The organism is Haladaptatus sp. ZSTT2, assembly GCF_037081775.1.
Lineage (GTDB): Archaea > Halobacteriota > Halobacteria > Halobacteriales > Halococcaceae > QDMS2.
In genome coordinates, this window is record NZ_JBAMHQ010000001.1 from 80074 (window position 1) to 104510 (window position 24437).

A 24437-nucleotide genomic window follows, 5' to 3' on the forward strand; every position below is an offset into this window, starting at 1 on the left:
GTTATTCGAGCCCTCCGACGCTGAACCCCTGCAGCAGATATCGCTGGAGGAACAGCGCGATGAGGAATGGGGGGATGGAGATGAGCAGCGAGACGGCCATCGTCTCGCCCCATCCGATGGTGACGCGGTCTAAGAACAGACTCGCGCCGACGTTGATGGTGTACATGTCGTCGTTGCTCATGACGATACGCGCCATGGTGAAATCGTTCCACGCGACGGCGAACGCGAAGATAGCCGCCGAGATGTAGCCCGGCTGGGCAACAGGTAAAACCACGTCCCAAACCGTCCGGAACCGACTCGCGCCGCGCACCCATGCTGCCTCCTCAAGCGAGAGGGGCACCGTCTGGAAGTACTGCCACATCAGCCAGATGGTGAACGGCGCGGAGATGGCAGTGAGCGCGAGTGTGAGCGCGAAGTAGCTGTTCAACAGCCCGAGACTGTAGAAGATCACGTACAGCGGGATGGCGAGCACGATGGGGCTGAACATGTAGCTGAACAGCACCGCACGCGCCGCGATGGATTTGCCGCGGAACTCGAAGCGGGTGAGGCCGTAGCCCGCAGCAATCGCAATCGCCGTCGAGAGCAGCGTCGAACTCGCGGTGACGATGAGGCTGTTCGTGAAGTAGCGAACCGTCTCCGTCGTGTCGAGCAGGACGAGGAAGTTTCGTGCTGTAATCTCTGACGGGATGAGGTTCACTTGACCGCCTGCGAAGGTGGCTGCCGGAGACTGCAGGGCGATGACCACCATCAGGTAGACGGGCACCACGACGAACGTCGTGATGAGCAAGGCGGTGACGTAGAGGGCGATTCGCTGGAGGCGCTGTTGGGTTCGGTGGTCGAACCAACTGGAATCAGCCGTCGCCATCAGTGAGCCACCTCCGCTTCCGGCGCGAACGTGCGGAAGTAGACGATGGCGGCCGCCGCGAGCAGGAAGAACATGATGCCCGCGAGCGCCGTTGCCTCACCGAAGTTCACCTCGTTGAACGCGATTTGGAACACCCTGATTGGGAGGGTGGTCGTCTGTTGGAGCGGTCCGCCTCTGGTGGTGAGATAGATGATATCGAACTTGTTGAACATCCAGATGCCCCGGACGAGGAGGATGATGAGGATGGCTCCCCGGAGGTGGGGCATCGTGATGTCGCGAAACGCCTGCCACGTCGTCGCGCCCTCGACCCGCGCCCGTTCGTACAGGTCGGGGTCGATTGCCTGCAAGCGCGCGAGCAGGATGAAAAACGCGAACGAGGCGAACTTCCAAACGCTCGTGATGACGACGGCGGGCATCGCCCACGTCAGCGTCGAGAAGAAGGCGATCGGTTCGTCGATGAAGCCCGCATTTTCGAGCACCTGATTGAGCACGCCGATGTTCGGGTCTAAGATGAATTTCCACATGAAGATGACCACGAGCGTGGGCAACAGATAGGGGAAAATCATCAGCGTCCGCAGGGCCGCACCGCCGCGAATCTTCTGGTTCACGACGAGCGCAAGCCCGAGGCCGAGGATGAGACTGAGGCCTGTCGTCGCAATCGCGTAGACGACGCTGTTCCAGAGAAAGCCCCAGAACGTCGGCTCTGTGAGCAGTGAAATGTAGTTGCCAAGCCCGACGAACGTCGGATTGCGCACTGGATTCTGAAACAAACTCATCCCCAGGGCGTACGCTATCGGGACGACCCAGACGACGATGAAAAACGCCACCAGCGGGACGAACGACACGAGCAACAGCCACGTACTCCCGTCTAAGTCGGAGGGTCGAAGGCGGTTTTTCAGGCTGACGCTCATCGCTTGAGACTACGGAGCTTTTCAGCGAGCCAATCGACGGTCTCCTCCGGAGATTTGCCGCCGACGAGCAGTTGGTCTGCGGCCTGTCCGAACACCTGATTGCCGTAGCCGTCTGCGGCGAGCAGGTTCGGCGCACCCTCGTCGCCCGTGGCGAGGACGGACGTGAACACGTCCCAGTTGTCCTTGACGAGTTCGAGGACTTCGGGGTACTCGTTCAGCGTCTCGTTGTTTTTGACCGCATCGCTGTCGAGTTGTTCGCGGCTCGGCGGGAACTGGAACAGCGGTGCAGAGAGCACGAAGTCGAAGAACTTCTCGGATTGGTTGAAGAACTTCACGAACTCTTGGGCGCCTTCGGTGGCCTGCCCGTCGTTTCGCACGAGGTGGCCCTCCATGTACGCCCACCACTTGTCCTGTGCTTTCCCCTGTGGGACGGGGAACGGCATCGGGCTGAACTTCTTGACCAAATCCGGGCGGTTGCTGGACATGATGAGAATGGGTAATCCACCCACAGAGACGCCCGCGGCGGCGTTCTCCTGTTGGAGCGCGCCAATCGCATCGCCCCACTCCCAGCCGCTGCCGTTTGGCGAGTACTCTGCCATCTGCTGAACCCACTCGAACGTCTCGATGGCGGCGGCGCGGTTGTCGCCTTTGTCCACCGTGACCTCGATGTTGTCGGATGGTCCAGAATAGATTTGGACGTCGTTTTGCCAGAGGTACTGGGTCATCTGCGTGTCGGCGTTGTTCGTCTGGCCGGACTGGACGATGTACCCTTGCATGTCCTCCTCTTCGGAGACGCGCTGTGCCTCTGCCTGCCAGTTCTCCCACGTCTCTGGATTCCCGTCGTAAATGTCGCTTCGGTACCAGCCCATCAGCGGTTCGACCATCGCCGCCGCGAAGTAGGACTCGCCGTCTACGTTCACGGGGTCGGGGAGGTCGTTGTTCGACACCGCGTCTGTGAGCGGGGCGAGGACGCCGTCTCGCTGAAGGCGGTAGGCGTCGGTCGAGGTGTCAAAGAGGATGTCCGGTGGGTTGCCCGCCGCCACCATCTTCTGCATCTCTTGGTCGGTCGACGTCCCCTTCGAGGTGTAGGTCACCTCGACGGTGTAGTCGCTCTGGTCTTCGAACTCGGCGATAATCGAGTCCATCACTTCCTTCGAATCGCCGCGGTCTGAGAGGTAACGAACGGTAGTGCTCTCGCCGTCTCCACCGCCGCCGCCACCGCCGAGACAGCCGGCGAGGGCGAGTGCGGATGCGGTCGCGCCCGTGCCCTGTAAGAATCGTCGTCTGGTGTGCTTCGCTGGTCGGTTGCCTGCCTCGTTAGCCATGGTGTGGAATACCATGGTCTACCATGAACGACTTTGTCCTACAAATGTAGGGCTTTTAAATAGGCTTCCGGAAAAACACGGGGGCTATCTGCCTCACGTAGATGGGCCGGGAGCGACGGGTGGATTGCCAACGGCAACCTGCGTCGACGCCTGGTGGAGCGCTTCGGTGAGGAGTTTCTTCTCGGCTTTCCGCAGGTGTTCTAACAACGTCGTGTGCGTGATGTCGAGTTGCCCCGCAAGTGTCTCTGCGTCGATGCGCCGGGGCCAGTCGAAGTACCCCTGTTCTAAGGCGGCTCTGATGACCTCCTCTTGACGCGTCGAAAGCGAACTGGTGGTGTCATCGACCGGTGTCAGGCGGCCGAGTCTGACGCTGCCGATTTTCCGGAGGTCTGTGACGATGGCTTTCAGGTCTTCGCGTCGGAACACGATGACGTCGAAGACACGCTCGTTGCCGTTCACGCGGTCTAACCCGTGGAGCATTCCGTGGTTTTCGCGGATGATGGGCAACGCGCCACACGAGCGTTTGGTGACGAGCAACCCGGAGGTGCCGATGCGCTCTACCTCGGTCACCATCTCGTCTGCGCGAAGGCGTGCTTCGAAACGGTCGCTTCGCTCACCGGCTTCGATGAGGAACGTGATGTACTCGTCGTCCAACACTTCTTCTTGCGTGACGGTGAACGACTCGTCTCCCTCGCCCGTGATTTCGCTCAGGACACAGTCACACTGCAAGTCGAGATAGAGGGTCGCGCGAAGCATGTGGTGTGTTCTCATCTCTCTGCTAATGAGTATTTGCATCGCTTCCACCGAACGACTAAATCATCGTGACCGAAACGAGACAGTATGTCTTCACTCGCCTCGGAGACGCGGGCCGCGGTTCGCGGGCATCCCTTTCTCCACCTCGCACTCAGAGCAGACGTCGTCAACTACACCGCAGCCGCTCGCTTTCTCGACATCGGTGACACGGAAGCCGTCACGGCCGCACTGCGTCGCTTCGCCACGGATTTACCAGCGTTCACCCAAACTGACTGCGCCCCGCGCGTCTCGATGCAAAGCGGACTCGGTGAGGGCGAGGCCACCGACGCGCTCATTACCGTTGGCGAGACGCATCTCGTCCCCGGCGCGGGTGCGCTCACGGGCATTGTCGTCGCGGGTGATGTGTCGGTGACGGCACTCGGACACGTGCTGTCCTGTCTCGCCCTCGCGGACATTGAACCGCTCGCCGCCGCAGGTACAGAGGACGCGCTAATCGTCGTCGTCACTCGGCGTGACGGCCCGACCGCGTTGCGAACCGTCGAACGCGAGTTATCAGCCGTACCACAATATCGGGCTGTCGGAGAGTAATGTTCATTTGGTATACTCACAGAATTGATGTACGAATGGGTGATTCACCCACACCGGGGAGCAGTTTCAGGCGCTGATTGAAGGCTCCTCTGCCATTATCACTGCTCTCGGTGAATCGGGGGCAATTGTGTATGAAAGTCCCTCTCCTTCATTGGTACTTGGCTACGAACCGGGCGACCTTCTCGGCGATAACGCGTTCGAGTATGTCCACCCCGCCGAAGAACACACCTTTGCAGCAACAACGTGGGCGGGGCGACGTTTTCGTCTCGCTATCTCCCGCAGACGCGAGTGCGTGAACCTGCCACCGACGGATTCAAACACCTTTGCTCAGTATCCTTCGACAATGACGCTACACGTGACGAATACGCTCACTGGTGAGCGCGAGGTGTTCACGCCACAGAACCCGGATTCCGTTCTTCTCTACTACTGTGGCCTCACCGTCTCTGATTTCGCGCATCTCGGCCACGCCCGCTCGTGGGTGCACGTTGACGTGATGCACCGGTGGCTCGAATTTCTCGGCTACGACGTCCACCACGTCGAGAACTTCACCGACGTGAACGAGAAAATCGTCGCGCGCATTGGTGACGATGACTTGGGCGACGACGAGGCGGCAGTGGCACGCCACTTCATCGAGCAGACGCTCGCGGACATGCGCTCGCTCAACCTCAAACGCGCGGAGATTTACCCCCGCGTCTCAGAACATCTCCCCGAAATCGAATCGCTCATCGAGACGCTGATGGAGAAGGGCTATGCCTACGAGTCGAACGGGTCGGTCTACTTCGACGTGACGAAATTCCCCGACTACGGCAAACTCTCGAATCAGTCGGTCGAGGATTTAGAGGCACAAGGCGACCCGACCGAACGCTCAGAAAAGCGCAATCCTGCAGACTTCGCGCTCTGGAAAGCCGGCGAAGCACATCCCGACGACGCGCCACCCGGCGGCGAGGTGTGGGACTCGCCGTGGGGCGACGGCAGACCAGGCTGGCACATTGAGTGCTCTGCGATGTCGATGACCCATTTAGACGAGACTATCGACATCCACGTTGGCGGCCAAGACCTCGTCTTCCCGCATCACGAAAACGAAGTCGCCCAGAGCGAGGCAGCCACTGGCAAGCAGTTCGCGCGCTACTGGCTTCACGTTCGCCTGCTCGAAACCGAGGGTGAGAAGATGTCCACGAGCCTCGGCAACTTCTCGACGGCCAAAGACATCGTCGCCGAGTACGGCACGGACGTGGTTCGGATGTTCCTCATGTCCGCCGCGTACAACCGCACGCAGTTGTTCAACGAGGCGACGTTCACCGAAGCCCAAAAGCGCTGGGAGACGCTCTCGCGGGGCTACGAACGCGCGGTCGAAGCCTGCGACAGCGTCGAGGCCTCCGGCAAGGTCGTAGACGAGGCGCTTCGAGATGCCTTAGCGGCGACCCGTGAGTCGTTCACCGAGGCGATGAACGACGACTTCAACACCCGCGAGGCGCTCGCGGCGCTCCTTGAACTCGTTTCGGCGGTCAACCGCCACGCAGACGACGCAGCCCAGTTCGACTACAAGGGCCTCCACGAGGCGGTCGCGCTGTTCGAGGAACTCGGCGGCGGCGTCCTTGGGTTCACCTTCGGCGGCGAACCGGAAAGCGACGTGTCGCTCGCCGGTGAGGTCGTCGACCTCGTGCTCCGGGTGCGCGAACAGGAACGCGAGGCGGGCAACTACGACCGGGCAGACGAACTGCGCGACGAACTCGAAGCCCTCGGCGTCACCATCGAAGATTCGGACGACGGCCCGACCTACCGGCTCTGACGCAGGCCACGACAGATTGCGTTTTGCTGCTTTGGTACGTGCACCCATACTGATTGGTAGGCCAAGAGACTTATATGGAACAAAGAGTAAGACGCGCACAACAGATGATATCACGGCGTAGAGCACTTGCCCTGGTTTCGATGGGGGCAGTTGGTTCACTGAGCGGATGTATTGGCTTCCTGACAGGGTCGGAGGCACTCCAGTTCTCGGCCGAGACCGCGACGGTCGCCTCGGCATCCCTCGAAGAGACTGACTACGAAAAAGCGCCGGATTCTTCCGGTGAGCAGACGGTCGAACGGTCGTTCTCGGTTGCAGACCAAGAGCGGCAGGTCGAGGTGACAAACCACATTCAGGAGTACAAACGCTCCGTGAACCTCGGCGTGCTCGGTGAGCAGGAACTCGCGCGCTTTATCGTTCTCTCGACGCCGAAGGTTGACATCGCGGGCAAGACGTTCAACCCCGTTGGCGAGTGGTCTGCAAAGGAGTTCGTCATGCAGATTCAGTCGGCCTACAAGGGGCTGAGCGACATCCAACAGGAAGGTGAGCGCTCGGTTTCGATGCTCGGAGAGAGCCGGACGGTAACCAAGTTCAGCGCCCGCGCAGAGGTCGCAAACGGCGAGGAAGTCGATGTGTTCATTCACGTTACCGAGGCCGTGGGCGACGGCGACGACTACGTCATCGGCATCGGCGTCTATCCACAGCAAATCGACGGCGAACAGGCGCGCGTTGACGAACTCATCGCGGGCATCGAGCACTAGTCGTCGCGGTAATCCTTTTTGTGTGCGGCCGTGTCACGGTGAGTATGAACACCGTGTTGGGTGCGGGGATTGCGATTACCCTTCTCAGCCTGCTCGGCTACGCCCTCGGTATCGTCGCACCCTACCCGGGGCGCGAACTGTCACTGACTGGGGCAATGGTCGGCGTTACCTTACTCTCTATCAGTTGGATTCACGGAGAGGACGCATGACAACCGAAGCGGTCGTTTTCGCTGACGGGGCAATCACCCACTACGACGACCTTGACGCGGCGAAAGCCGCCCAGGGAACGACGTGGGTGACGGCGACGGAAGCCAACGAACAAGAGCTGCTCGACGTGACTGCAGTGTTCGACATCCACCCGCTCACGGTCGAAGACGTCGTAAACGACGTGCGCCCGAAAACCGAAGAGTTTCGCAACTACACGTTTATTCTCCTCAAAACCGCCCGACTTAGAAAGGGCGAGACGACGTTCAACGAGGAAATCCGCGACATTCCCGTCGGCGTCTACATCGGTGACGACTGGGTGGTCACGCTCTCGACGCGAAAAATCAAAGCCATCGATACGACGTGGGAGGCCGTCTTGCGCGAAGACGAGCGGTTGCTCGAACGCGGGCCTGATTTCACCGCCTACCGCGTCATCGACGGCATCGTAGACGGCTACTTCGACGTGTTAGACCAACTCGAAGACCAGATAGAGGCTATCGAAGACGAGGTGACGACCTCGACGGAAATCGAGATACTCGAAGCCATCAACGCGGTTCGCCGCGACCTCCTCTCGTTTCGCAAAGTCGCGTGGCCCTCACGGGAGGCTGTTGGCATCCTCGCCCGCGGCGACCCAAAACAGATCCAACAGCCCACAGAGAAGTACTACCGCGACGTGTACGACCACATCGTGCAGGTGGTAGACCTCATCGAGACCTACCGCGACCTCGCAAGCGGGGCGCGCGACATCTACCTGAACGTGCTCTCACAGTCCACGAACGACGTGATGAAGACGCTCACCGTCGTTGCGACCATCGTCTTACCCCTCACCCTCGTGACGGGCATGTTCGGGATGAACTTTGCTGGCGGCCCCTTCAACATGTCCGAGTTACAGTGGCCCTACGCCTACCCCGCCGTGTTGCTCGGGATGTTTCTCATCACGATTATCCTCGTGGTGTACTTCCGCGAGCGGTCGTTCCTCTAGTGGTTCGACACCCGCGCTTGTGGGCGCGGCCGCTCACGGCGAGTGAATAATTATCAAAAATCGATACTACTTACTTCAGGAACGGGTCTGCCATGTGGTCGGTCGTGCGACTCCACGTTGCCGTCGCGCGAGCGAGGCGGAACGTCATGACGAAGAATGCAACGGTGAGGGCGAGAACGAACGTTACAAGCCCTGTCGTTGTTGTGAGCAGACTTCCTGTGAACTCTCCGATGACCGCGAGTGCGACACCGAGGAGCGAGATTGCCGATAGCGTTTCGAGTGGTTCCATCGTGTGTGGTGAAGGGAAACTCCCCGGGGTTCATAAACTTGTCGCAGAATTGATAATTATGATAGTGGTTGTCTAGGGTCTTCGTCTCATGGAAATCCGTGAGGGATGTCGTGGACAACGGTTTTAGTTCGGGGGTGTGACTGGTTTCACAGTGAAACGTCCTCTCGGTGTCATCTCGTTTTTGCTCGCGGCGGCGTTCGCGCTGCTCGCCGCGTTCGTACACAGCCTCCCGGCCGATGAGTTCGTCATCAGCGGGTTTCAGGCGACGCTCATCGTCGCAAAACTCCTCTCGACGCTAGCGATTGTGTTTCTCGCCTACGGACTCTATCTGTTTACGACCCGGCTCATCAACACGCAGTTCGTAGACCGCAGACGTCAACACGACATCAAAAACGTCGTCCAGTTGGTGTTCATCGTCTTCGCGCTCGTGAGCGCCTTCGCCATCATCACCGAGCAGTGGGTTGGCCTGCTCGTCTCGCTCGGGGTCGTTGGCTTTGCCATCACCTTCGCGCTCCAGCAACCACTGTTCTCCTTTATCGGCTGGTTCTACATCATGGTCAAACGACCGTACCAAGTCGGTGACCGCGTGGCCATCGAAGGCTCGAAAGGTGACGTGGTCGCGGTTGACTTCTTCGTCACCACCCTCTGGGAGATAAACGGTGAGCTCGTCTCCTCGAATCAACCCTCCGGGCGCATCATCACCCTCCCGAACAGCGTGGTGCTCTCCTCGCACGTCTTCAACTACTCGTGGGAGGGCTTTCCGCACATCTGGAACGAGCTGTCCGTCCAAGTCGCCTTCGAGACAGACCTCGATTTCGCCGAGTCCTTGCTCATCGACGTGGCCGACGACTACCTCGGCGACGAGATGGCAGCCAGTATCGCAAACTACCGGCGACAACTCGCAGAGACGCCCGTCGAGTTGGAGGTGCGCGACCGCCCAACCGTGAACATCAGACAAGAAGAGTCGTGGGTTGACCTCCGGCTACGCTATCTCACGCACCCACGACAGGGCCAACGGGTGAGAAATGAGCTCTACAAGCGGATATTGACCGCGTTCAACGAACACCCAGAGCGCATCAAGTTCCCGCTCGGGCGCAGCCGCTAGAAGCGTTTTGGCGGTGGAGTGAGAACCCCCACATATGACGGCGATTGATCCAACGAAGGCGGCTCGCTTCGTTCGCGCACTCGGCCCGGAGCCAGACGATATTTTAGAAGAGATGGACACCTACGGCGAGGAAATCGGCTTTCCGACCGTCGGCCCCGAGGTCGGCGGCTGGCTTCAGCTGCTCGCCACGATGGTCGATGCAGAGCGCGTTTTCGAGTTCGGTTCGGGCTTTGGCTACTCTGCGTACTGGTTCGCCCGCGCCCTGCCCGCAGACGGCGAACTCGTCCTCACGGAAATCGATGAAGGGGAACTCGACCGCGCCCGCGAATACTTAGAACGCGGCGACATCGCAACCCGCGCGCGCTTCGAACACGGCGACGCCATCGACATCGTGGACGCCTACGACGGCCCGTTCGACGTGGTGCTCATCGACAACGAAAAAGAGCGCTACAAAGACGCCTTCGACGCGGTACGAGAGAAGGTGGCTCCGGGCGGGGTCGTTATCGCTGACAACGCGATGACCTCTGGGGTGCAGGATTTCGACAAACTCCTCGCGTGGGCCGAGGGCGACGACCTTGCAATGGACGCAGGCACACGGGGCATTGCGGAGTACCTTGAGGCGGTGCGGGCTGACCCGGCGTTCGAGACGGCGGTGATGCCCGTCGGGGAAGGGATTGCGGTCAGCTACCGAGTTAGCTGACGGTGCGCATGAGCGAGAAAATCTCGTCGCGGTAGGAAACCGGGTGCAATCCGAGGTCGATGTCGACGGTGACGCTCACGCCAGCAGAAAGCTCCTTTTCTATTGTCTCTGCGTAGTTCGTGCCCGGAGCCGCCCCACCCGAGATGAGAATCGAATCGTCGTGATGCCAGATGGCGAGCCAGCCGTTGATGACAATGTCCTCACCTTCGACGGTGACGGATTGCTCGTCGGTCACGTCGAAGCTGAACCCCTCGAAGGGATAGGCGGCGGTGTACTCGACGAGGTCGCCTTCCTCGCCAGTTTCGGGCGTGAACGAACTCGTGTCTCCTTCTTTCACCTCGACCAGTCCGCCGTCTTTGAGGCGCTGTTCGAAGTTGTCTTTCGCCGTGAGTTTGGTCTCTTCCATGACCTCTTTGCGCCCGGCTCCGGCGGGCATGTTGTCCAAATTCGGTGAGAAATCGACGCGGCTGGCGAAGAAGACGGCCATCTGGGCCGAAACCGTGTCGAGGGTACGTTCTGTAATTTGGGCGGTGAGATCGCTGTCCTCGTAGGTGAGGGTGTGGGCGGCCGCAGAGACCGTCGCCCCACTGTACGACTCGGTAAACATATTCTTGTCTTGCTCGTCGATGAGCGTCCAGCCGCCGGATTCGAGTTTGTCTTGTGACAGTTCAGGTGCTGGGACAGATGCGAGGACGGAACCACATCCAGCAAGCCCGGTCAGCCCGATGCCCGCCGTCATGCCCAGAAACATTCTTCTGTTCATGTACATGTCGTATGGAGTAATTCCTGATAGGTGTAGCGGTGGGAAAAATTGTTGCCACGTTCCGTGACTGTCTCGGTGTGTCACTGGCGTTGTGGTAACAAGAATCATAAGGCGGCGGCACCGTTTACCGTGTATGCCAGGTGGTACTGACCAGACCCTTCGACCATTTTTGTGGCGCGCAGAAAAGATGTATCCCGACCGCGAGATTGTCTCGCGGACAAACCGGGGTATAGAACGCTACACGTACACCGAGTTTGCAGACCGCACGGCGCAACTCGCAAACGCGATGACTGCGGCAGGTATCGAGGAGGGTGACCGCGTCGCCACCTTCTGCTGGAACCACCACCGTCACTTCGAGACGTACTTCGGGATTCCGACGATTGGTGCCCAACTCCACACGATCAACCCGCTGCTTCCCGACGAACATGTCCAGTACATTGTCGAAAACGCAGACGACCAGATAATCTTCGTTGACCCGTCATTGCTCCCGAAGCTCGAAGGCGCGGCAACGGACGCACCCGAATTCGACGGCGTCTCGGAGTACGTCGTGATGGACTCGGAAGTGCCGGACACGGACCTCGACAACGTCACGGACTACGAGTCGTTCATCGACGGCCACGACGCCGACTTCGACTGGCCGGTGCTCTCAGAAGACCAGCCTGCGGGGATGTGTTACACCTCGGGCACCACGGGCAAGCCAAAGGGCGTCGAGTACACCCAGAAGATGCTCTGGGCGCACACGATGATGACGCTCACCCCACAGGGCCTCGGCATTCACGACACCGACGTGGTGATGCCCGTCGTGCCGATGTTCCACGTCAACGCGTGGGGGCTTCCCTTCTCGACGACCGCCGCGGGCGCAAAACACGTCTATCCCGGCCCATCACCGAGTCCAGAGGACCTTGCGAACCTCATCGAAGAGGAAGGCGTTACCATCACCGCTGGCGTGCCAACAGTCTGGCTCGGCCTGATGGACTACCTCAAGAACAATGACGCGGACGTTTCTTCGCTCGAACAGGTCATCATCGGCGGCTCTGCGGCCCCCGAAGCGATGATTCGGTACTTCGAAGACAAGGGCATCGAGGTGCTCCACGCGTGGGGCATGACCGAGATGTCGCCAATCGGCTCTGTCGCGCACATGAAAGCCGGGCTGGAAGGCTTAGACGACGCTGGCTACATGGAAAAGCGCAAGACGCAAGGCCTGATGGTTCCCGGCCTTGAGTTCAAAATCGTCGGCGACGATGGCGAGGAGGTGCCGTGGAACGGCGAGGACTTCGGGGAACTCTGGATTCGCGGTCCGACCGTGACCCAAGAGTACTACAAGCGCCCCGATGCGAACGATGAGGACTTCGAGGACGGCTATCTGAAGACCGGCGACGTGGTGAGCATCGACGAAGACGGCTACATGAAAATCGTCGACCGCGCGAAAGACGTCATCAAATCCGGCGGGGAGTGGATCTCCTCGGTCGAACTCGAAAACACGCTCATGGCTCACGATGATGTCGCAGAAGCGACAGTCATTGGCGTGCCCCACGAGCGCTGGCAAGAACGTCCGATTGCGTTCGTCGTTCCGGACGAAGGGATTGATGAAGCCACGCTGAAAGACGAACTGCTCGCGCTCGTCAAAGACGAGTATCCAAAGTGGTGGGTGCCAGACGACGTGGTGCTCATCAAGGAAGTGCCGAAGACGGCGACGGGCAAGTTCGACAAAAAGGTGCTGCGTGACCAGTACGCTGATGCGTCGATGTTCGAAGGCTCCACGCCCGAAGACGCGGCACCAGAATAGCCGGTCGTCCAGCCACAATCATTATATATTTCCATGTAGTTTGTTAGCGAGTAGCACACGAACTATGTCGTTGAAAATAGTCATCGAACGTCGGGAACGCCTCCCCGTCGACGCATCCGTCTGCGATTTCGACCAACTCACTGAGGCGGAACAGCGCGCGTTACCGCGACTGTTGGACGGAGACGCACAGGGCAGAGACCTTTCGCCATCGCTCATCGGCGAGTTAGAACAGCGAGAATTCGTGAAGTTTACCGGCTTCTATCGGATTCGCGTTGTGGAACCGACGGTTATGGCCACACGCCCCGTGCCTGATGTGCCTCGGCAATCCGCCTGAGGCCAACGATATAGGCCGCATCGCGCCACGACACGTCACGCGTGTCGAACTCTTCTCTCACGCTTTCCCACGCCGTGTTCATCTCCGTCTCTAGCTCTTCGTTTACGCGGTCTAACGACCAGCGACGACGGTTGATGTCCTGGAGCCATTCGAAGTAGGAGACGGTGACTCCGCCTGCGTTTGCGAGGATGTCGGGGATGACGTGGATGCCCTTCTCTTCGAAGATTTTGTCCGCGCCGGTCGTCGTCGGGCCGTTCGCGCCTTCGATGATGAGGTCTGCGGTTACGTTGTCTGCGTTGTCCTCGGTGAGGACGTTCCCGATGGCCGCCGGGATGAGCACGTCAACGTCGAGTTCGAGCAGTTCGTGGTTTTCGAGTTTCTGTGGCGCGTCGTACTTCATGACGGCTTCTGGCTCCTCTTCGTGCGTTGGCACGTCGTGGGTGTCGAGCCCGTCTGGGTCGTAGATTGCGCCGTTTACGTCACTCACGGCGACGACGTTCGCGCCCCACGAGTCGAGCAGGCGAGCGGCGTTCGCACCAACCGACCCGAACCCTTGGACAGCGACCGTGGTGTCGGAAAGCGGCATGTCGTAGTAGTCACACGCGAGGCGGGTGATGATGGCCACCGAACGGCCGGGCGCTTCTTCACGGCCGTAGGAGCCACCGATGACCGGCGGCTTGCCGGTGACGACGCCGGGCGTGGTCTCGCCTTCTTGCATCGAGTAGGCGTCCATAATCCACGCCATCGTCTGGGCGTCGGTGCCCATGTCCGGTGCGGGAATGTCCTGCATCGGGCCGATGGCGTCGCGCAGTTCCTGGGTGAATCGGCGGGTCAGGCGCTCTTTTTCGTCCGCAGAGAGCTTTTTCGGGTTCACGACGATGCCGCCTTTTGCGCCGCCAAAGGGAAGGTCCATCACGGCGCACTTCCACGTCATCCACATCGAGAGGCCGATGCACTCGTCCTCTGTGACGTGCGGGTGGAAGCGAAGGCCGCCTTTGTACGGGCCGCGCACGGCGTCGTGCTGGGAGCGGTACCCGGTGAACACGTCGAGGCTGCCGTCATCGCGCTCTAGGGGGACGGCGACGCGGTGGACGCGGGCGGGATGGTTCAGACGTTCGACGATGTTCTCGTCGATGTCGAGGTGTGCGGCGGCCTGTTTGAGTTGTCGTCGGGCCGTGGCGAGCGCCGACTCGGTATCTTGTTCTGTCACTTCGTCAGTCTCCTCTCGGTTGGGGGGTAATGTTGTGGACATGACTCAGATGAGCGCGCAGGGACACCCGCGTACGTCTTGCCCGGCAATGAGCCAGTGAGGTCTGCCGAACAACGGCGGGTGCTCTGCGGACTTACACCATTGAACTCCCCTTCCCACCGCCGACTAATAATATTAATGACCTTATGTTATATTAACACGCGCTAGGAGCATTGGTTCACACACTGTCGAGGTTCCCCATCATCCCATGAGAGGGCGAGTCACGAAAAATGACGAATCGGCGCGGCCGCTCTCGCACACGTCCTCAGTCGAGGACGGTGAAGCCTTCTGCGGCCAACAGCGCGGGCAGCCGGTCGCGGTGGTTGCCCTGCAGTTCGATGGTGCCGTCCTCAATTGTCCCGCCAGTTCCGAGTTTCTTCTTGAGCGTCGAGGCAAGCTCTTTGAGATTAATCGAGGAGTCGAAGCCTTCGATGATGGTTACCGGCTTGCCATAGCGTCGGCTCTCCGTTCGAATTCGGAGTTTCTGTTCACTTCGAGCGAGGTCTTCACCGAGCCCAAAGTCGTCTGGCAGGTTGAGTATCGAGCTGAAATCGTCCTTTGCCACGAGGGAGGTATGGTTCCCGAGTACGATACGTGTTGCTAGCAACTAGCGTACAGTCTCAATTGCTAGCAGTTCCGCCAAAAAACAGCAGACTTAGCGCTCGTTGACCGAGAGCACTTTTCCGGCCGCGATGGTCTGGCCCATGTCGCGCAGCGCGAACGAGCCGAGTTCCGGAATCTCAGACGACGGCTCGACGACGAGCGGTTTCTGCGGGCGCATCGTCACGACGGCTGCGTCACCGGCCTTGATGAAGTCCGGGTTTTCCTCTGCGACTTCACCACTGGCTGGATCGATTTTCTGATCGATTGATTCGACCGTGCAGGCGACCTGTGCGGTGTGGGCGTGGAGAACCGGCGTGTAGCCCGCCGTAATCACCGACGGGTGTTGCATCACGACGATTTGGGCTTGGAAGGTCTCTGCGACTTTCGGTGGGTCATCCGAGGGGCCAGCAACGTCACCGCGGCGGATGTCGTCTTTGCCAATGCCGCGCACGTTGAACCCGACGTTGTCACCGGGGCGTGCTTCCGCGACCTCCTCGTGGTGCATCTCGATGGATTTCACCTCACCCGTCGCATCAGAGGGCATGAACGTCACGCTCTTGCCGACTTCCAAGATACCCGTTTCTACGCGCCCGACCGGCACCGTCCCGATACCGGAGATGGTGTACACGTCCTGAATCGGCACGCGAAGCGGCGCGTCCGTCGGCGGCTGTGGCTCTGGGAGCGCGTTCAGCGCCTCTAAGATGGTCGGCCCGTCGTACCACGGCGTGTTGTCGCTGTGTTCTGAGACGTTGTCGCCCTCGAACGCCGAGGTCGGGATGAACGTCGCGTCCTCAGAGCGGAAGCGCACCTGTTTGAGGAGGGTTTTGACTTCCTCTACGACGGCGCGGTACTCGTCTTCTGAATAGTCAACGACGTCCATCTTGTTGACGGCGACGATGAGTTCTTCAATCCCGAGGGTGCGCGCGAGGAAGACGTGTTCGCGGGTCTGTGGTGCAACACCGTCGTCTGCAGCGACGACGAGAATTGCGTTATCCGCCTGCGACGCGCCGGTAATCATGTTCTTCACGAAGTCGCGGTGACCGGGCGTGTCCACGATGGTGAAGTAGTACTTGTCCGTGTCGAATCGCTGGTGGGCGATGTCGATGGTGACACCGCGTTCGCGTTCTTCTGCGAGGTTGTCCATCACGTAGGCGAACTCGAAGCCGGTCTTCCCTTTTTCTGCGGCTTCCTCACGGTACTGCTCGATGACGTGGTCTGGAACGCTCCCCGTCTCGTAGAGGAGGCGACCGACCAGTGTGCTTTTCCCGTGGTCAACGTGGCCGATGACGGCCAGGTTCATATGCGGTTTATCTGCCATGGTAATCACCCACGACGTGGGTTCCCCACGCGTGTCAATGTATATTCACCACGATTAATGAAAAACGTATCGTGCATCGACGCGAGAACGACCGTTATTGCCGCGGACGCCCTATCTACCCCAATGGCTACCTCACTTCCACCCCTCGACGGCCCACTTGCAACCGTCCTCGAAACCGTCTCCGCGTGGCCCGAAGTCAGCGCCCACGGCCACCGATTCGGCGGTGTCGAGCTCACGCTCGCAGGCCGCGAAATCGGCCACATCCACCGCAACGGTATGACCGACATTCCGTACCCAAAACGCCTCCGCGACGCGCTCGTCGACGCCGATTTAACTGGCCCACACCACCTGTTTCCCGACTCGGGATGGACGACGTACTATGCCACCGACGAGGCAGGCGCAGCCCGTGCCGTCTGGTTGCTCCGGGCGAACTACCTCTACCACGCGCTCATCTTCCGGAAGAAACCCGACCACGAGGCGCTCGCGGACATGGACGTTGTGGCAACCCTTGACGAACTCGACCCGCCTGCCCCAGCGCGCGCGGTGTACGAAAGCCTGCTCGCACGCTCGTAATCGTCCTCACGCCAGCGGCACGTCGAAATCGTACTGGACGCCGGTGAACGATTCCGACGCCTGCCACAGCCCGACTGTGGCGTCTGTTTCAGCCACCGCGGGCAGCGGAAGCTCCGTTGGCGGGCCGCGCATCTCGAAAAAACGACTCGGCCCATAGAAGCGTCCGCCGACCACGTCGGGAGCCGTCGCCGCGTACAGCACGTACACGGCACCGTACGCCGGGGACTCCGCGAGCAGATGATTCAACAACCGATAGACGAGTGGCCGGAAGCGTCCCCCGTCCATCGAAACCCCGTGTGACTGAAGGTTGGTCGCTGCCCACCCCGGATGCGCGGCGACGCTCAACACGTCGCATCCGGCCTCGTCGAATCGGCGCTGTAGCTCGACGGCGAACAGCAGATTCGCGAGTTTGCTCTGTGCGTACGCGCGATAGCGGTCGTAGTCGTCTTCGCTCTGTAAGTCCTCGAAGTCGAGTCTGCCCTGTCGCTGGAAGAAACTGCTTAGCGTAACCACGCGGGCCGCTTTCGCTTTCGTGAGTAGTGGCACCACCAGCCCGGTCAGTGCGAAGTGACCGAGGTGATTGACCCCGAACTGGAGTTCGAACCCGTTTTTCGTCGTGCGGTGGGGCGGATGCATCACGCCCGCGTTGTTGACGAGGATGTCGAGGCGGTCGTGGCGTTCTTTGAGCGCGTTTGCGAACCAGTGAATCGCAGACAGGTCGGCCAAGTCGAGTTCGAGCACTTCGAGCGAGGCGTCCGGGTGAGCATCCGCGATCTCGTCGCGCGCCGCCTGCCCGCGCTCGACGCTCCGGCAGGCGAGGACGACGTGTGCACCCTTCTGCGCGAACGCCCGCGCGGTCTCGAAGCCAAGCCCGCTGTTCGCGCCCGTCACGACGGCAGTCTTGCCAGTCAGGTCGGGCATTCTCGTAACCTCCCACCCCGTGTCGGTCATCGCAGTCGAAGTGAGAGCGGTGTGTGCCACGGACGACGCATGGTACTCTCTGCGAGACGAAGTTGAATGAAGCTATCTTCAGAATGTGTGAGTCTCCAGATTATGGACACCCCTCTGGCCTTCCTCGCCGCAGTTTCCGCACCCGCGCCGAGCTATAATAGGCTGGCATCCCAACGGTGCGTATGGACTTACTCGACGCCCGAATTGTCCCCGAGTACGCCCGTGACGTGAAAGCAGAAGCCCGTGCCTTCGCAGAAGAGTACATCGCGCCAAACGCGGCCGACGCCTTCGAACGCGGTGAGTATCCATGGGAGATACTGCAGGCGGGGATGGATGCCAATTTGATAGCCCAGGACATCCCCGAAAAGTACGGCGGTCGTGGCCTCTCGCTCCACGAAACGCTCGCGATAGCCGAGGAGTTTTTCAAAGCCGATGCGGGCATCGCCCTCACCCTCCAACTCGCCAGCTTCGGTTGTGAACTCGTCTACGAATACGGCAGCGAAGAACAGAAAGAGACGTTCCTCCGGCCAGTTGCAGAGAACGAACAAATCTCCGGGCTCGCCGTCTCAGAACCGCAGACGGGAAGCGACCTCGCCGGGATGACTACCACCGCCGAAAAACGCGACGGCGAGTGGGTGTTGAACGGCGAGAAGTACTGGGTTGGCAACGCCGTCGAAGCCGACTGGCTCACCATCTATGCGAAAACCGGCGACGGCGAAGACCGCTACGGCAACTACTCGCTGTTCATCGTCCCGACCGGCGCGCCCGGCTACGAAGCAGAACACATCCCCGAGAAGATGGGCATGCGCGCCTCGAAGCAGGGCCATATCGTCTTAGACGACTGTCGCATCCCGGAAGAGAATCTGGTCGGCTTCGAGGGGGCCGGCTTCTACATGCTCGCTGAGTTCTTCAACCACGGCCGCATCGTCGTCAGTGGTCACGGCATTGGCCTCGCGGCCGCTGCTATCGAAGAGGCGTGGGAGTTCACCCACGACCGCCAAGCGTTCGGCCGTGACGTGAGCGAGTTCCAAGCCGTCCAACACGACCTCGCAGATATGCGTTTAGAGTTCGAGGCCGCGCGGTCGCTTACGTGGCGCGCGGCAGACATGGTCGCCACAGAGGAGAACTCCGGCTTGTGGGCGGCCATGGCGAAGACGAAAGCGACGGAAACCGCGGTTTCGGTGGCAGAACGGGCAATGAACCTCCACGGCGGGAGGTCTGTCCTCTCGGAACGCCGGATTGCCCGTGTCTACCGCGACGTGCGCATTCCCGTCATCTACGAGGGGGCGAACGCCATCCAGCGCAACCTCATCTACCGGCAGGGCTGAGCTTTTACTGACAGCGGTTCAAGGAGTTTCATGGGAACGACGTCCCTCACCCTTGTAGACCGGGGAACCATCAGTGCCGACCTGAACTTCGTCTTAGACGGCTACGTCATGGGAACCGAAGCCGAGCCGAATCCGGAGCAGGCCTACGAAGACTTCGCCGTCTGGAATCTCGTTATCGACCATCCCGACGCGACAATCCTATGGGACACTGGCCCACACCACGACGCCGCAGACGGCTACTGGCCCGACCCACTTTATCAGGCGTTCACGCCGAATGACCCGGCGAACCATCGCTTAGACGACGACTTAGACGCCGCTGGCTACGACCTCACGGACATCGATGCAGTCGTGATGAGCCACTTGCATCTCGACCACGCGGGCGGCCTCCACCACTTCGCCGGGACGGACGTGCCCATCTACGTCCACCGCGAGGAGATTCCCTTCGCCTACTTCAGCGCGAAAACGCCGGAAGGCTCTGTGGCATATCTCGCGAGCGATTTCGACCACGACCTGAACTGGCAGCTCGTCCACGGTCACCGCCACACGCTGTTCGACGGGGTCGAACTCCACCACCTGCCCGGGCACACGCCCGGCTTGCTCGGGGCGCTTCTCCACCTCGACGACGAGTCGGTCATCGTCGCCGGTGACGAGGTGTACCTCCGCTCGAACTACGAGGACGCGTGGCCGATGGCAACCAGCCTCCTCTGGAGCAATCAGGCGTGGGAAGACAGCCTCCACCTCGTGCGAGAAATCGAACGCCAACACGACGCCACCGTCCTCTTTGGGCACGATTTGTCGCAGTTCCACGACCTCCACGAACGCTGGAGCTGATCATAGAAACAGTCATGCTGTCTGGAAACATCATATAGTACGACTGTCAGTAGTTCTGGGGAACCGGCAGGGGGAGATATGAAGACACAGAGGATACGCTTGGTGATTGGGGCGGTCGCATTCGGGATTGCATTGTACGTGTTTTGGCTCTTGTTACGCGGGCCATTTTTCACGAATGAGTTTCTCGCGCCACTCGAAATGACCTCGGCACTCATCGCGTTCATTCCATCGACGTTCACCGCGGTGTGGGGGCTTTCTCCCCTGCTCAACGACTAGTCGTCCGCCGGAACGCCCGTTCCAGCAGGCGCGTGCGTTGGCATGCCGCGGTTGAAGTACCGGTCCCACACGACGAGCGTGGGCGGGAGGATAATCATCGATGCCAGGAACGAATAGACGACGCTGAGCGCCGTGAGCGTCCCGAACTGGCCAATCGCGGGGAACACGGAGAGGAACAACACCCCAATCCCGAAGACGGTGGTGAGCATGCTCCCCGTGAGCGCGCCACCGGTGCCAAGCACCGTCCGTTCGAGCGCGGGCATCGTCGCGCCCTGTTCGTGGAGTTCGTCTACGAACCGGTGGACGACGTGGACGGAGTAGTCGATGCCAAGCCCGATGGTGATGGCGAGAATCGTCGCCGTGAAGGCGTTAAACGAGATCCCGAGATAGCGCATCGTCCCCGCCAACAACGCGACCGTAATCACGATTGGGACGACGTTCGCGAGACCGAGCGACGGTCTGCCTTCGAGCACCCAGAAGATGAACATCAGGAAGACGATGGTCCCACCGAGTGCCACCCCGAGGCTCACCAGCGCCGAGTTCAAGATGAGGTCGGAGATGGCTTGGAAGACGATGGTGCCCCCAGTCGCGGTTGCCGTGTAGCGGAACTGGGAGGCAAGCGCATCACCGTCTGCGGCGATTTCTTTCTGTGAGGCACTCGACTTCACCGAGTAGACGGCACGGGTGCTCCGGCGGTCTTCGCTCAGGTAGCGAAGCGTTTCGGCACGCGAGGTGGAACTGAGCAGGTAGTCGTACACCTCGCCTAAGTTGTCGTCGGGAATCCCGTTGCCGTCTAAGTCGTTTCTGGCGACGAGTGCGGCAAACTCGGGATCGGTCGCTGCGCGACTCTGGATGACGTTGATGAGGCTCTGACCTTCTGCGTGTCTGCCGTCGCGGATGAACGACGACGGCGGGTCAACGCTCCCGCGGTGGAGTGCTTCAAGTGCGAGGTCGTTCTCCATTGGCCCCTGTATGTATATCGTGACAGAACTGTCCTGACTCGCCTCGAAGTTGTCCTCTAAGAAGTTGAGCGTCCCGACGATGGTGTACTCGCTCGGCTTGAACGGCTCTGGTAGGCTTGAGAGGTAGACTGGCGTTTCCTCGGGTGGCAAGAACTCCTCCTGGGTGAACGAGGTGTCGATACCCGTCGCGTAGTACGCAGAGCCCATGCTCAACAACACCATGACGACGAGGAAGGCGCGTGGGGCGCGCTTTGCGATGAACACGCCACCGGTCAGCGCGCGGCCAAGGCGCGACCCTTCCCTGCCGAGTGGCGTCTGGCTGAAGGTCGGAATGGGATATTTCGTGCGCGCTCGGTCGAGCGCAACCTTCGCAGACGGGAGGAAAATCCCGAACACGAGGAAGGTGAAGATGATACCGACACTCGCGACGATACCGAAGTCACGAATCGGGAGCAGTTGACTCGTCAGATTCGACATGAAGCCGATGACCGTCGTCGTCGTGACGATGAAGAAAGCAACGAGCAACTGCCTTCCCGTCACCGTCATCGACTCGTCGATACCCTTGCCCGTGACGCGCTCTTCGCGGTAGCGGTTGACCGCGTGAATCCCGAAGTCGATACCCACCGCTAACATCAAGGGTGGCACCGCAATCAGAATCTGGTTGAACGCAATCCCCGCAAGGCCCATGAACCCGAACGTCCAGATAATCGCCATCGCGAGCGAGACGACCCCGAGCAGCAGGTCCATCAGGTCGCGGTAGGCGAACACGAGGAAGAAGATGATGAAGATGACCGCCGCGGGCACCACGATAATCATCGTATCGACGATGACCGAGGAGAACTCATCGGAGATGATCCCGCTGCCGAACACGCGGATGTCGCCGCCTTGTTGGGTGGCGATGCGGTCCATCTCGACTTGGATGCTCGTAAGCGGCGAGGCCCCACCCGTCCCGGCCCCTTGACTCAACTCAAGCGGTAAGTCGTGTTGGACGACAGCGATGGTCGAGGAGGCGTACGCCTCGTTTGGGTTGAAGTCGTTGCTGAGCAAGCCCTCGAAGCCGGGGCGAGACGCTGCCGTCCGAACGGCCGTCCGAATCTGGATTGGCGTGGCGCGTTCGAGCGTCATAATCTGGGCTTCGAGCGTCGTCGCGTTCGGATTTATCGTCTGGGCGACGATGGCTGCGGCACTCGACGTACTCGAAATCCGCAGGTGTTCGCGGTCGCGCATCTGCTCTTGGGCGCGCAACATCCGCAACATCCCCTGTTTCGAGAGGACGTTTTCGTTCGTTTGGATGAGCTGCGTGCTACCGCCACCTGTCGAGAACGCGGGCGAGAACTCGGTGTTGATGGCTTGCAGCGCCTCCTCTGCCGGAACCTCTTCTGCGAACTGTTCTGTTCCGGCTTCCGTTTCGACGCTGCCAAGGCCCACGGCGAACAGCGCGCTCAGGATGAGAAAGGCAAAAATGACTTGCAGCGACCGCTCGACGATGAGGTGGTCAGCCCAATCGAGGAGGCGGCTCGTGTCCATTATTGCCGCCGGTAGAGGACGTAGAGACCAATCAATGCGATCGCGATCGCCCCAACCGCGATGGGAATGACCGGGAGGCCACCGCCCTCTGGTTCGTTGACCTGCACCGGCAGTTGGTAGGTGTCAGAGAGCTTCGTATCACCCTGCTCGTTGTCGTACTGGAAGTCCATCGAGACGGGGTAGTTCTTTTCGAGTGCGGCACCGTCTGCGCTCACAGCGAACTCGATGGTCGCCGTCTCGCCGGGTTCGAGCGACTGGATGAACGCCTCGTCGTCGCTCGTCGAGAGGGGGCTGTCTGCGAACAGCTTTGCCGAGATGTCAGAGAGCGCCTCCTCGCCGTTGTTGGTCACGGCGACTTCGAGGGTCGTACTCTGCCCGCCAGTGACGGTGGCGTTGACTGCCTCGACGTTGAACTCCTTTAGCTTCTGGCCAACGGCGACCTGCGTGTCGAGCGGGTCGCTCTGGCGCTTTTCACCCTCGTTGTTGCGGTATTCTAAGTGGAACGTGAACTGGCGTGGGCCTGCGCTCGCTTCTTCACCGACTTCGATATCGAAAGCGAACTCGCTTGCCTGCCCGGGTTCGAGCGTTCCAAGCGCGACTTCCGTCTCCACTGGGTTCAGGTTCTGCGTCTGGGTATCGATGACGAGCACGGCGTTCGATGCGACGACATCGCCGGTGTTCGCAACTTGGCCGCGGAGCGTCCCCTCAGCATCGACGCGAAGGTTGCTCTCGACGTTTCCAATCTCGAACTCCTGTGCGCCGCCGGGGACAAACCCGGTCGCGAGTGGGCTTGATTGGACTTGCTCGCCGTCTTCGTTCTCATAGGCCACGGTCGTTTGGAGCGAATACGACCGGCGTTCTGCGTCGTCTGCGACGTTCACGCGGTAGGTGACGGCTTTCGTCTCACCGGCTGCCCACGAGCCAACGAACGACTCTGCGGTCTGTGCGCCCGCCCCGAGAGTCACGTCCGAGTTCGGTGACTGGACGGAGAGGGTCGCGTCTTCGGCCGGAGCGCTCCCGACGTTCTGGACGCGAACTGTGACCGTACCGGAGTCACCGACCGAGGCGTCACTTGTGGTGCCGACGATTTCGAAGCGCGATTCGTCTTCGACCACGATGGTCACGTCGTGAGTTTCGGTCACGCTGCGCTGTTGTTGGGCGTACGGCTCACGGTCAGAAATCTGGTTGGTGTACGTGTAGGACACCCGAATCGGAATGGTGTAGGTGCCGGGTGCAGCGTCTTCATCGACGACAATGGAGAACGGGATGGGTGGACTCGTCCCTTCGGGGACGGAGCCCGCGGCGACTTTGCCCGATTTAATCGTAATCGGCGCGCTGCTCTCACGCATTTCGAGCGTGGTTCCGCGGGCGGTCGTGACCCGGGCTTCGTTTGCGGGACTGCCGCCGCTGTCTATGTCACCCGTGTTTTGAATCGTGACCGACAGTTGTGTTTCTTCGCCCGGCGTTACTCGGTTATCCGAAAGATAGAGGTCGAGGTCTGGTGACCCACGGACCGACGCCGCGACGACGCCCGGAGCGACGGCCACGACGAGGAGCAGTAAGACCACTGCAATAGTCCGCTTCATCTATTCCTCCAGAACTCACTGTGAATACCCAGCGTTTGCATGCCGAGAGTGTCGTACCCTGTACGTATAAGGTGGTGTGAA

24 protein-coding genes are annotated in these 24437 nt (G+C 60.4%); 12 read left to right on the forward strand and 12 right to left on the reverse strand.

Going from position 1 to position 24437, the window contains the following annotated elements; translation table 11 throughout:
* Window position 1 precedes the first annotated feature (1 nt).
* From V5N13_RS00390 to V5N13_RS00405, 4 genes are all read right to left on the reverse strand, one after another.
* Entirely contained in the window at window positions 2–865 is an 864-nt protein-coding gene (locus tag V5N13_RS00390) for a carbohydrate ABC transporter permease (protein ID WP_332898841.1), read from the reverse strand.
* Window positions 865–1776: a carbohydrate ABC transporter permease gene (locus tag V5N13_RS00395; protein ID WP_332898842.1), complete on the reverse strand. Its 912-nt coding sequence runs from the start codon at window positions 1774–1776 to the stop codon at window positions 865–867. Before V5N13_RS00395 ends, V5N13_RS00390 begins: the two co-directional genes overlap by 1 nt.
* Window positions 1773–3101: an ABC transporter substrate-binding protein gene (locus tag V5N13_RS00400; RefSeq protein ID WP_336359144.1), complete on the reverse strand. Its 1329-nt coding sequence runs from the start codon at window positions 3099–3101 to the stop codon at window positions 1773–1775. The genes V5N13_RS00395 and V5N13_RS00400 overlap by 4 nt, the downstream gene beginning before the upstream one ends.
* A gap of 93 nt (window positions 3102–3194) precedes the next feature.
* Entirely contained in the window at window positions 3195–3857 is a 663-nt protein-coding gene (locus V5N13_RS00405) for a helix-turn-helix domain-containing protein (RefSeq protein WP_332898844.1), read from the reverse strand.
* Between the two features lie 84 nt (window positions 3858–3941).
* Here V5N13_RS00405 and V5N13_RS00410 point away from each other — a divergent pair, with 84 nt between their 5' ends.
* The 5 genes from V5N13_RS00410 to corA all read left to right on the forward strand — a co-directional run bounded on the left by V5N13_RS00410 (window position 3942) and on the right by corA (window position 8175).
* Window positions 3942–4442, forward strand: a complete 501-nt coding sequence (locus V5N13_RS00410; RefSeq protein WP_336359145.1) for a DUF7523 family protein — start codon at window positions 3942–3944, stop codon at window positions 4440–4442.
* Window positions 4443–4785: 343 nt separating this feature from the next.
* Window positions 4786–6231: a cysteine--tRNA ligase gene (gene cysS, locus V5N13_RS00415; protein WP_336359146.1), complete on the forward strand. Its 1446-nt coding sequence runs from the start codon at window positions 4786–4788 to the stop codon at window positions 6229–6231.
* A 104-nt stretch (window positions 6232–6335) separates the two neighbouring features.
* Entirely contained in the window at window positions 6336–6989 is a 654-nt protein-coding gene (locus V5N13_RS00420; RefSeq protein WP_336359147.1) for a DUF6517 family protein, read from the forward strand.
* A gap of 44 nt (window positions 6990–7033) precedes the next feature.
* Window positions 7034–7198 (forward strand): hypothetical protein, encoded by a 165-nt coding sequence (locus V5N13_RS00425; RefSeq protein WP_332898848.1) that lies wholly within the window; start codon window positions 7034–7036, stop codon window positions 7196–7198.
* Window positions 7195–8175 carry a magnesium/cobalt transporter CorA gene (corA, locus tag V5N13_RS00430; protein ID WP_336359148.1) on the forward strand — a complete coding sequence of 327 codons (981 nt, stop codon included), beginning with the start codon at window positions 7195–7197 and terminating at the stop codon, window positions 8173–8175. The genes V5N13_RS00425 and corA overlap by 4 nt, the downstream gene beginning before the upstream one ends.
* A gap of 70 nt (window positions 8176–8245) precedes the next feature.
* On the opposite strand, the gene V5N13_RS00435 is transcribed toward corA, so the two are convergent.
* Window positions 8246–8464 (reverse strand): hypothetical protein, encoded by a 219-nt coding sequence (locus tag V5N13_RS00435; RefSeq protein ID WP_336359149.1) that lies wholly within the window; start codon window positions 8462–8464, stop codon window positions 8246–8248.
* 151 nt (window positions 8465–8615) lie between these two features.
* Here V5N13_RS00435 and V5N13_RS00440 point away from each other — a divergent pair, with 151 nt between their 5' ends.
* Window positions 8616–9569 (forward strand): mechanosensitive ion channel family protein, encoded by a 954-nt coding sequence (locus V5N13_RS00440; protein WP_336359150.1) that lies wholly within the window; start codon window positions 8616–8618, stop codon window positions 9567–9569.
* A 34-nt stretch (window positions 9570–9603) separates the two neighbouring features.
* The gene (locus V5N13_RS00445; RefSeq protein ID WP_336359151.1) at window positions 9604–10269 is read left to right on the forward strand and encodes an O-methyltransferase; all 666 of its coding nucleotides are present in this window, start codon (window positions 9604–9606) and stop codon (window positions 10267–10269) included.
* On the opposite strand, the gene V5N13_RS00450 is transcribed toward V5N13_RS00445, so the two are convergent.
* Window positions 10262–11032 carry a hypothetical protein gene (locus V5N13_RS00450; protein ID WP_336359152.1) on the reverse strand — a complete coding sequence of 257 codons (771 nt, stop codon included), beginning with the start codon at window positions 11030–11032 and terminating at the stop codon, window positions 10262–10264. The two genes, V5N13_RS00445 and V5N13_RS00450, sit on opposite strands and share 8 nt — an antisense overlap.
* A gap of 133 nt (window positions 11033–11165) precedes the next feature.
* On the opposite strand from V5N13_RS00450, the gene V5N13_RS00455 reads away from it, so the two are divergent.
* A complete protein-coding gene (locus V5N13_RS00455) occupies window positions 11166–12818 on the forward strand; it encodes a long-chain fatty acid--CoA ligase (RefSeq protein ID WP_336359153.1) in 1653 nt (550 codons plus the stop codon).
* A 287-nt stretch (window positions 12819–13105) separates the two neighbouring features.
* On the opposite strand, the gene gdhB is transcribed toward V5N13_RS00455, so the two are convergent.
* The 3 genes from gdhB to tuf all read right to left on the reverse strand — a co-directional run bounded on the left by gdhB (window position 13106) and on the right by tuf (window position 16322).
* Window positions 13106–14404, reverse strand: coding sequence for a glutamate dehydrogenase GdhB (gene gdhB, locus V5N13_RS00460; RefSeq protein WP_336359154.1), 1299 nt, complete (start codon window positions 14402–14404; stop codon window positions 13106–13108).
* Window positions 14405–14666: 262 nt separating this feature from the next.
* Window positions 14667–14966 (reverse strand): stress response translation initiation inhibitor YciH, encoded by a 300-nt coding sequence (gene yciH / locus V5N13_RS00465; RefSeq protein ID WP_442905053.1) that lies wholly within the window; start codon window positions 14964–14966, stop codon window positions 14667–14669.
* A gap of 90 nt (window positions 14967–15056) precedes the next feature.
* Window positions 15057–16322, reverse strand: a complete 1266-nt coding sequence (gene tuf, locus V5N13_RS00470; protein ID WP_336359155.1) for a translation elongation factor EF-1 subunit alpha — start codon at window positions 16320–16322, stop codon at window positions 15057–15059.
* A 123-nt stretch (window positions 16323–16445) separates the two neighbouring features.
* Here tuf and V5N13_RS00475 point away from each other — a divergent pair, with 123 nt between their 5' ends.
* Window positions 16446–16895, forward strand: a complete 450-nt coding sequence (locus V5N13_RS00475) for a luciferase domain-containing protein (RefSeq protein ID WP_336359156.1) — start codon at window positions 16446–16448, stop codon at window positions 16893–16895.
* A gap of 6 nt (window positions 16896–16901) precedes the next feature.
* Here the strand turns inward: V5N13_RS00475 and V5N13_RS00480 are convergent, their stop codons facing one another.
* Window positions 16902–17846: an oxidoreductase gene (locus V5N13_RS00480; RefSeq protein ID WP_336361400.1), complete on the reverse strand. Its 945-nt coding sequence runs from the start codon at window positions 17844–17846 to the stop codon at window positions 16902–16904.
* A 182-nt stretch (window positions 17847–18028) separates the two neighbouring features.
* On the opposite strand from V5N13_RS00480, the gene V5N13_RS00485 reads away from it, so the two are divergent.
* From V5N13_RS00485 to V5N13_RS00495, 3 genes are all read left to right on the forward strand, one after another.
* Window positions 18029–19174 (forward strand): acyl-CoA dehydrogenase family protein, encoded by a 1146-nt coding sequence (locus V5N13_RS00485; protein WP_336359157.1) that lies wholly within the window; start codon window positions 18029–18031, stop codon window positions 19172–19174.
* A gap of 30 nt (window positions 19175–19204) precedes the next feature.
* Entirely contained in the window at window positions 19205–20005 is an 801-nt protein-coding gene (locus V5N13_RS00490; RefSeq protein WP_336359158.1) for an N-acyl homoserine lactonase family protein, read from the forward strand.
* 78 nt (window positions 20006–20083) lie between these two features.
* Window positions 20084–20281: a hypothetical protein gene (locus V5N13_RS00495; protein WP_336359159.1), complete on the forward strand. Its 198-nt coding sequence runs from the start codon at window positions 20084–20086 to the stop codon at window positions 20279–20281.
* On the opposite strand, the gene V5N13_RS00500 is transcribed toward V5N13_RS00495, so the two are convergent.
* Window positions 20278–22770: an efflux RND transporter permease subunit gene (locus V5N13_RS00500; protein ID WP_336359160.1), complete on the reverse strand. Its 2493-nt coding sequence runs from the start codon at window positions 22768–22770 to the stop codon at window positions 20278–20280. The two genes, V5N13_RS00495 and V5N13_RS00500, sit on opposite strands and share 4 nt — an antisense overlap.
* The gene (locus V5N13_RS00505; protein ID WP_336359161.1) at window positions 22770–24356 is read right to left on the reverse strand and encodes a COG1361 S-layer family protein; all 1587 of its coding nucleotides are present in this window, start codon (window positions 24354–24356) and stop codon (window positions 22770–22772) included. The genes V5N13_RS00500 and V5N13_RS00505 overlap by 1 nt, the downstream gene beginning before the upstream one ends.
* Window positions 24357–24437: the final 81 nt, after the last annotated feature.

What these genes read in the sequence shown, in the direction of transcription:
- V5N13_RS00390 (WP_332898841.1), bottom strand. Translation starts at nt 865, where the DNA reads ATGGCGACGGCTGATTCCAGTTGGTTCGACCACCGAACCCAACAGCGC.
- V5N13_RS00395 (WP_332898842.1), bottom strand. Translation starts at nt 1,776, where the DNA reads ATGAGCGTCAGCCTGAAAAACCGCCTTCGACCCTCCGACTTAGACGGG.
- V5N13_RS00400 (WP_336359144.1), bottom strand. Translation starts at nt 3,101, where the DNA reads ATGGCTAACGAGGCAGGCAACCGACCAGCGAAGCACACCAGACGACGA.
- V5N13_RS00405 (WP_332898844.1), bottom strand. Translation starts at nt 3,857, where the DNA reads ATGCTTCGCGCGACCCTCTATCTCGACTTGCAGTGTGACTGTGTCCTG.
- V5N13_RS00410 (WP_336359145.1), top strand. Translation starts at nt 3,942, where the DNA reads ATGTCTTCACTCGCCTCGGAGACGCGGGCCGCGGTTCGCGGGCATCCC.
- cysS (WP_336359146.1), top strand. Translation starts at nt 4,786, where the DNA reads ATGACGCTACACGTGACGAATACGCTCACTGGTGAGCGCGAGGTGTTC.
- V5N13_RS00420 (WP_336359147.1), top strand. Translation starts at nt 6,336, where the DNA reads ATGATATCACGGCGTAGAGCACTTGCCCTGGTTTCGATGGGGGCAGTT.
- V5N13_RS00425 (WP_332898848.1), top strand. Translation starts at nt 7,034, where the DNA reads ATGAACACCGTGTTGGGTGCGGGGATTGCGATTACCCTTCTCAGCCTG.
- corA (WP_336359148.1), top strand. Translation starts at nt 7,195, where the DNA reads ATGACAACCGAAGCGGTCGTTTTCGCTGACGGGGCAATCACCCACTAC.
- V5N13_RS00435 (WP_336359149.1), bottom strand. Translation starts at nt 8,464, where the DNA reads ATGGAACCACTCGAAACGCTATCGGCAATCTCGCTCCTCGGTGTCGCA.
- V5N13_RS00445 (WP_336359151.1), top strand. Translation starts at nt 9,604, where the DNA reads ATGACGGCGATTGATCCAACGAAGGCGGCTCGCTTCGTTCGCGCACTC.
- V5N13_RS00450 (WP_336359152.1), bottom strand. Translation starts at nt 11,032, where the DNA reads ATGAACAGAAGAATGTTTCTGGGCATGACGGCGGGCATCGGGCTGACC.
- V5N13_RS00455 (WP_336359153.1), top strand. Translation starts at nt 11,166, where the DNA reads ATGCCAGGTGGTACTGACCAGACCCTTCGACCATTTTTGTGGCGCGCA.
- gdhB (WP_336359154.1), bottom strand. Translation starts at nt 14,404, where the DNA reads ATGTCCACAACATTACCCCCCAACCGAGAGGAGACTGACGAAGTGACA.
- tuf (WP_336359155.1), bottom strand. Translation starts at nt 16,322, where the DNA reads ATGGCAGATAAACCGCATATGAACCTGGCCGTCATCGGCCACGTTGAC.
- V5N13_RS00475 (WP_336359156.1), top strand. Translation starts at nt 16,446, where the DNA reads ATGGCTACCTCACTTCCACCCCTCGACGGCCCACTTGCAACCGTCCTC.
- V5N13_RS00480 (WP_336361400.1), bottom strand. Translation starts at nt 17,846, where the DNA reads ATGACCGACACGGGGTGGGAGGTTACGAGAATGCCCGACCTGACTGGC.
- V5N13_RS00485 (WP_336359157.1), top strand. Translation starts at nt 18,029, where the DNA reads ATGGACTTACTCGACGCCCGAATTGTCCCCGAGTACGCCCGTGACGTG.
- V5N13_RS00490 (WP_336359158.1), top strand. Translation starts at nt 19,205, where the DNA reads ATGGGAACGACGTCCCTCACCCTTGTAGACCGGGGAACCATCAGTGCC.
- V5N13_RS00495 (WP_336359159.1), top strand. Translation starts at nt 20,084, where the DNA reads ATGAAGACACAGAGGATACGCTTGGTGATTGGGGCGGTCGCATTCGGG.
- V5N13_RS00500 (WP_336359160.1), bottom strand. Translation starts at nt 22,770, where the DNA reads ATGGACACGAGCCGCCTCCTCGATTGGGCTGACCACCTCATCGTCGAG.
- V5N13_RS00505 (WP_336359161.1), bottom strand. Translation starts at nt 24,356, where the DNA reads ATGAAGCGGACTATTGCAGTGGTCTTACTGCTCCTCGTCGTGGCCGTC.